Source organism: bacterium (assembly GCA_024224155.1).
Classification (GTDB): Bacteria; Acidobacteriota; Thermoanaerobaculia; order Multivoradales; family JAHEKO01; genus CALZIK01.
In genome coordinates this window covers 1-5,922 of record JAAENP010000337.1, presented here as the reverse complement: position 1 = coordinate 5,922, position 5,922 = coordinate 1, and the positions used below count along the sequence as shown (strand labels likewise).

Below are 5,922 nucleotides of genomic sequence, written 5' to 3'. Positions count from 1 at the left end.
ACGCAGCGGGTGCAGACCCAGATTCGCCGCGTGGCGCCGTCGATCACCGCGCGCATGCGCTGCAGATTGGGCTTCCAGGTACGGTTGGTGACGTTGTGGGCGTGGCTGATGCTATGCCCGCTGACCGTACCTCGATCGCATATCTCACATCTTCTGGCCATGGTCTTTACCTGTAGGGAAACTTTTGCCCCGGAACGGGGCGGGAGGGACGAACGATCTCACAAAAACGGCGGCGGCGCAAGCCGCCCGAGAACCCAGAATCCGCCACCTAGGCGCAGGACACCTCGCCGAGAGCGGCTCGTCGGAGTCGTGAGGCGTCCGCCGACGTTGGAAACGTCGTGCCACGGGTGGCTGAGCCGGATCTCGCGCCGGTTGGCCTGCGATTGCCGAAATCCAGGCACGCTGCTTCGGATCGACCCAAGCGAACCGATCGGGGGCAAGACGTTCGAGCGGATCCGGGTTATCCGGAGGGCCCTGCGGCCATAGCTGCCAAGGTGCGGCGGGCCTCGATCAGAAGCTCAGCCGATGGATGGCCGGCGCTGAGCCGCAGCGTCAGCTGGCGGGCATGGTGCACGAGCCGGCCCGGAAGGTCGATGATCCAATAGCGGATCGCTTTCATCCTCTTGGTGACCCAGCCTGCGCCCAGGACAAGCCGTTTCATCAGCGTATTTAGGTTCAAGGCCAGGATCATGGCGCCCCACCACGCGGCGTTGGCGCCGAAGAGCTTGGAGGGCAGCTGCCCGCCCGCCAGGTCGTCTTTCATGACCGCGTGCACTTCTTCGCTTTTGCCACATCGTTGCCGGTGCCACCGGATCAGCTCATCGCCCGGAAGATCGCGGTTGGTCACCACGCCGAAGAGCTTGAAGCGACGAGGTGGGCCGGACTCTGAGTAGGAGATCGTCGGGAACGGAAGTTCGGCTTGATCGCTCTCCATGCCGTCGAGCTCAAGCTGGCGCAAGGGCTCTCGGATCGCCAGGAACCGATAGCTCGGCCCCGTCTTCTTGCGCGCGGCTTCATTGGGCACGAAGCAGACCTCGGCCCATTGCTGGTCGCTGTCGACCAGGCGGCCCCCGACGCGGCGCTGCAAGGGATGCCAGTCCTCCTGCGCCACCTCATAGACCGCTTGGCGGAACGCTGGCGTGACATCGGCACTAACGGCGAAGTCGATGACGCCGAAACGTTCGCTGTGACCTTCGGCACAGTAGCGCAGCAGATCCCATTGATAGCCCGCCGAATCCGAACGCATCGAGACCTTCTCCACGCCCTCGGGCAGAGATTCCAGGCTCTGCTTGAGCACCCGCAATTGCTGAAATCCTGCCGGCACGTTGCCATCGCGAAACTCAGAACGCAGCATTGCCTGTTGCTCGGCCCACCACACGTTCAGGGGCTGAAAGGCTCGGAACTTCTTGTAGCAGTAGAGCGCCTCTTGTTTCTGCGTCTCGATTAGCGTGGCGTCCATATCCAGAGTCGCCGTCGCCTCGGCGCTCTGCCGTTGGAGAAACGCCACACAGGCCTCGTTGACCTTCGACAAGCCCGCCAAAGCGCTGCCCGGAGAAGGGATGAACGCACTGCCTGGCTCACGTAGTGACTCTTGATCTGCGTCGTGGAACGAGGCCAGGTAGCGGCGCATCGCCGAGGCCGAAGGCACCGTGCGCTCCGTCGACTTGCGCCAGCGCCGCTCCAAGCGCCGACGCTCCGAGCGTGGCATCCCGAAGGTCTCCACACGGTGCAGGATCTTCGCAAAGCCCGGGTCGTTTTCGAGCTTCTCCAGATCCTCGACGCACTGCCCACCCGCAAGATTGAGCAAAATCAGCGCCGTCACCATCTGCGCATCCGTCCAGCCCTGCGAATCGCTGCGCACCTGGACGTGCTCGGTGATGGCGTCTCGCAAACCCACCACATGGGCCAGGTCCAGGTAGATCGGAAGACCCGCCAATCCGGTCAGGGACATCTTGTGGGTCTCAACTTCGAGCTGGTACGGAAGAACGCCTTGTGCCACCATGTCTTCACCCCGTTGGTGATCGGTCGTTTGTCGTAACTCGACCTTAACCCCTGTCGTTGCAGGGCGCTAACGGGGTTCCTACTTTTTTGGTGGCGGATCAAGGGTGGCAGCGAGCCCCGTGAGGTAACGCTCGACCAGCTCTCCCAGACGCTCCAGGTCGTAGCCGCCTTCCAACAGGGATACGCTGCGCCCGGCACAGATCCTGCCCGCCGCTTCTGAGAGCCGCTGCCCCCAGCGCTCGAAGCCGTCCGCCGTCACCCGCATGCCGCCCAGAGGATCTCGCTGCCAGGCATCGAAGCCGGCCGAGATCAAGAGCATCTGGGGGCCGAAGCTCACCAGCGCGGGCACCACCTGCCGGTCGAAAGCCTCGAGATAGGCGGTGTCTCCGCAGCCCGCCGGCAGCGGCACGTTCAGCGTCGCGCCCACTCCGGCCGAGGTGCCACGCTCGGCGGCCGCCCCGGTGCCCGGATAGAACGGGAACTGGTGCAGGCTGACGTAGAGCACGTCTCCACGCTCCTCGAAGATGTGTTGGGTACCGTTGCCATGGTGGACGTCGAAGTCGACGATGGCCACCCGTTCGAGCCCGTGGCGCCGCCGGAGGTGCTCGGCACAGGCCGCCACGGCATTGAAGTAGCAGAAGCCCATCGCGGTCGCCCGTTCCGCGTGATGCCCGGGCGGTCGCACCGCCGCGAACGCGGCACGGCTCTCTCCGGCCATCACCCAGTCCACCGCCTCCAGCGCGCATTCGACCGCCCCCCAGGCGGCCGGCCAGGTGCCGGCCGAGAGCGGATTGTCCGCCGAGTCGATCAAGCCGTCGCCGCGCTCGACCGCGGCTTCGAGACGCGCCACGTAGCCGGGATCATGGATCGCTTCGACCGCCGCCCGCGGCCCGGCCGATCCGCCCGGCGAAGCAACGACGTCCCAGTCTCCCGCGCGCAGGGTCTCCAACACGCCGGTTAGCCGTTCCGGCCGTTCCGGATAGCCGGGGGGCGCCCGATGCTCGAGACAGCGGTGGTCGGTGAAGATCCGTAACATGACGGGCGAGATTAACATGCCGGCTCCGGCACCGGCGCCACGGCCGGTGAACAGTAACGCCGGGGCATCCGGATGCCCTCCCGCGCCAGGTGCCGACGCAGGAGATAGACCAGCCTGTCGACCCGGTCCGCGCTCAGGCCGCCGCGGAGCTCGCGGGCGACGTCGCGGCTCGACCAGCCTTCGAGCAGAGCCATCTTCAGTGCCCGCAACTCCAGGCCGCAGCGCACGACTTCAAAACAACGCCGGTAGAAGACCTTGCGCCGTTCCTTCTTGAGCAGCCGCTCCTCGGGGTCGAGCTTCGGCGAGGGCAGCCGCGAAGGATCCGCCGGACTGGGGCTCATGCTGTGACGGCGCTTCCTGGCCCCCTGAAGCCGTTGCCGGTCCACCACCAGACTCTGTGCCACGCACATCACGTAACGCCACAGCTCATACTCCGAGCGACCGCGAAAGCTCCGGCGGCGTACCGCGAGCAGACGACAGTAGAGATCTTGAACCATCTCGTCCAGGTCGGGCCCGGTCAACGGCAGCCCGTGGCGGGCCGCCGCCCGCCGCACCGTGCGCCGGACCTCGGCGCCATGGCGCTTGATGAGCTCTTGCCAGTCGCCGGTCCGCCGCCCGGCAAGGCAGCGCTCCAGAAGATTGGCGGGGTCGATGTCAGTCATCCTCATCTCCTTTCCAGGAAAGAAAGGAGACGCGGCGTCTTGGAACCGCTTCAAACTGACATCGAGGGTGGGGCCGCGTCGAGCGCAAAGCCCCGGGAAGGGACGCTCACTCTAGCACGGCGGGCTCACGGAGCCAAACGCGCCGATCACAGCTCAGAGATCGAGGCCGGCGCGATCGAGCAAGGCCGCGCAGGCGCGATCGGCCTCCCGGCGAATCTCGGCCAGGTCGAGGTGGACCAGGCTGCCGTCTTCGACCAACTGTTCGCCGCCGACGAAGACGTGACGGACATGGGCGCGCGAGGCACTGAAGGCCACCAGATCGTGGAGATCGGTCTGCGGCGCCGACCACAGCTCGGGACTGTCCGCCGACAAGACCGTCACGTCCGCCTGCTTGCCCACTTCCAGGGTGCCGATCTGCTCGCTCATCCCGAGCGCCGCCGCGCCGTCCGCGGTCGCCAGCCGCAGAGCGTCCCGGCCGGAGAAAGACGCCGGCCCGTGACGCTGTTGCTGGAGCAGCGCCGCCAGGCGCAGCTCGTCGAAAGCGTCGAGACGATTGTTGCAGGCCGCGCCGTCACAACCGACGCTGACCGGGATCTGAGCCGCGCGCAGGCCGACGACGTCGGCGACGCCCGAACCCAGCTTGAGGTTCGCGCTGGGGCAGTGCGCGACCGAGAAACGCGACGCTCGCAACCGCTCGTAGTGACGCTCTTCGAGCCACACGCCATGGGCGACGCGCAGATCCGTACCCAGGATGCCGCAGTCGTCGAAGTACTCGATCTCGTCGCGCCCCTGCTTGGTGGCGCGCACCAGATCGGACTCCTCACGTTGCTCCAGAGCGTGGGTATGAACCGGCCAGTCATGCCGCTCGGCGAGCGCCTGAACACCGTCCCACAGCCCGTCGGAGCACGACAGGATGAAGCGGGGATTGATCGCGTAACGCAGACGCCCGCCACCCGCGCCGTCGAATTCGCTACCCAGATGCTCGGCTTCGGCGAGCGACGCGTCGGTATCCTCGGCCAGGTTGGCCGGCAACCCCTCACCGGTGTCCATCAGACACTTGCCGCCGAGACCCCGGAGCCTGGAATCGACCATCGCTTTGAGGTAGCCGCGGGCACCCGGCCCGATGCCGATGTCCTGGACGGTGGTCGGGCCTCCGAGCAGGCACTCGGCGGCGCCGAGAAGCGTGCACCAATACGCGCTCTCGTCGTCATGGGCGGCCTCCAGAGGCCAGATCCGTTCTTTCAACCAGGTCAGCAGCTGCCGGCCCTCGGCGAGGCCACGGAAGAACGTCTGGCCCAGATGAACGTGCCCCTGCACCAAACCCGGTAGGACGAGCTGACCCTGGACGTCGAGCAGCCGGGTGCCCGGCATGACGGTGAGCGCCCGCCCGATCGCGGCAATCCGGCCGCCGTCGAGCAGGACCTCCGCTTCGCGCACCACTGGCGCTCCGGCTTCCGGCCCGGCCATGGTCAGCACATGACCGCCATACAACAGCACCGGCCGCGCGTCGGGCATCCGAGGGCCCTCTAGCGCAGCTTCTCTTCGACGAACTCGACGTGCTTACGGATCTTGGGGTCGTACTTCTTGAGGCGCAGCTTCTCGGTCGAGAGCTTCTTGTTCTTGGTGGTGGTGTAGAAGTAGCCGGTCTCGGCCGAAGAAACGAGCTTGATCTTCTCACGCATGATGATCTCCAGATCTGGTGCGACGACGTCGGGGATCCCGAGCCACGAAACGAAAACCCAGGGCGGCGCCCGGCTCGAGCGAATCCCTGGCTGAGTGAAGTGGCGGGGCCGACGGGACTCGAACCCGCGACCTCCGGCGTGACAGGCCGGCGTTCTAACCAGCTGAACTACGGCCCCGCTCTATTCAGTATCGACTCTGTTGAAACCTCCGCAAGGACCTGCTTCCGCTCCTCGAGCTCTCCGCAGGCCAGCGACTGCTGGTGGGAGGTGTGGGACTTGAACCCGCGACCCCCTGCGTGTAAGGCAGGTGCTCTACCACTGAGCTAACCCCCCTCGGACGCCGAAGGCGCCTCATCTTAGGCAAGGCTTTCGTGGAAGTCAACCGCCCAACCCACCCCGCCATCCGTCTTCAGCAGCCCTGACGACCCGACTGGACGGTCAATAGACCGGAGCTCGCAGTCACTAACTTACGGATATAGAGAAGTTTGTACAAGACTGCTTACTAAGTGAGCGGCCTGGGAGCCAAGCAAAAGCGCTTATT

Annotated in this window: 6 protein-coding genes and 2 tRNA genes; all 8 read right to left on the bottom strand. The window is 65.9% G+C overall.

Annotated elements, in window-relative coordinates:
- Window positions 1-161: 50S ribosomal protein L28 (gene rpmB / locus GY769_17155; GenBank protein ID MCP4203649.1), on the bottom strand; the 161-nt coding region annotated here is incomplete at its 3' end.
- Between the two features lie 299 nt (window positions 162-460).
- Complete coding sequence (locus tag GY769_17150; GenBank protein ID MCP4203648.1) at window positions 461-1,999, bottom strand: IS1380 family transposase; 1,539 nt, start codon at window positions 1,997-1,999, stop codon at window positions 461-463.
- An 81-nt stretch (window positions 2,000-2,080) separates the two neighbouring features.
- A complete protein-coding gene (locus GY769_17145; GenBank protein ID MCP4203647.1) occupies window positions 2,081-3,037 on the bottom strand; it encodes a histone deacetylase in 957 nt (318 codons plus the stop codon).
- Between the two features lie 11 nt (window positions 3,038-3,048).
- Window positions 3,049-3,699, bottom strand: coding sequence for a sigma-70 family RNA polymerase sigma factor (locus GY769_17140; protein ID MCP4203646.1), 651 nt, complete (start codon window positions 3,697-3,699; stop codon window positions 3,049-3,051).
- A gap of 153 nt (window positions 3,700-3,852) precedes the next feature.
- Window positions 3,853-5,214, bottom strand: a complete 1,362-nt coding sequence (locus tag GY769_17135; GenBank protein ID MCP4203645.1) for an amidohydrolase family protein — start codon at window positions 5,212-5,214, stop codon at window positions 3,853-3,855.
- A gap of 11 nt (window positions 5,215-5,225) precedes the next feature.
- Window positions 5,226-5,381, bottom strand: a complete 156-nt coding sequence (gene rpmG, locus GY769_17130; GenBank protein ID MCP4203644.1) for a 50S ribosomal protein L33 — start codon at window positions 5,379-5,381, stop codon at window positions 5,226-5,228.
- 100 nt (window positions 5,382-5,481) lie between these two features.
- Window positions 5,482-5,558: transfer RNA gene (locus GY769_17125), tRNA-Asp, on the bottom strand.
- Window positions 5,559-5,639: 81 nt separating this feature from the next.
- Window positions 5,640-5,714, bottom strand: a tRNA-Val gene (locus GY769_17120).
- Window positions 5,715-5,922 lie beyond the last annotated feature (208 nt).

Coding starts and splice junctions, on each gene's coding strand:
- GY769_17145 (MCP4203647.1), bottom strand. CDS start 3,037: ATGTTACGGATCTTCACCGACCACCGCTGTCTCGAGCATCGGGCGCCC.
- GY769_17140 (MCP4203646.1), bottom strand. CDS start 3,699: ATGACTGACATCGACCCCGCCAATCTTCTGGAGCGCTGCCTTGCCGGG.
- GY769_17135 (MCP4203645.1), bottom strand. CDS start 5,214: ATGCCCGACGCGCGGCCGGTGCTGTTGTATGGCGGTCATGTGCTGACC.
- rpmG (MCP4203644.1), bottom strand. CDS start 5,381: ATGCGTGAGAAGATCAAGCTCGTTTCTTCGGCCGAGACCGGCTACTTC.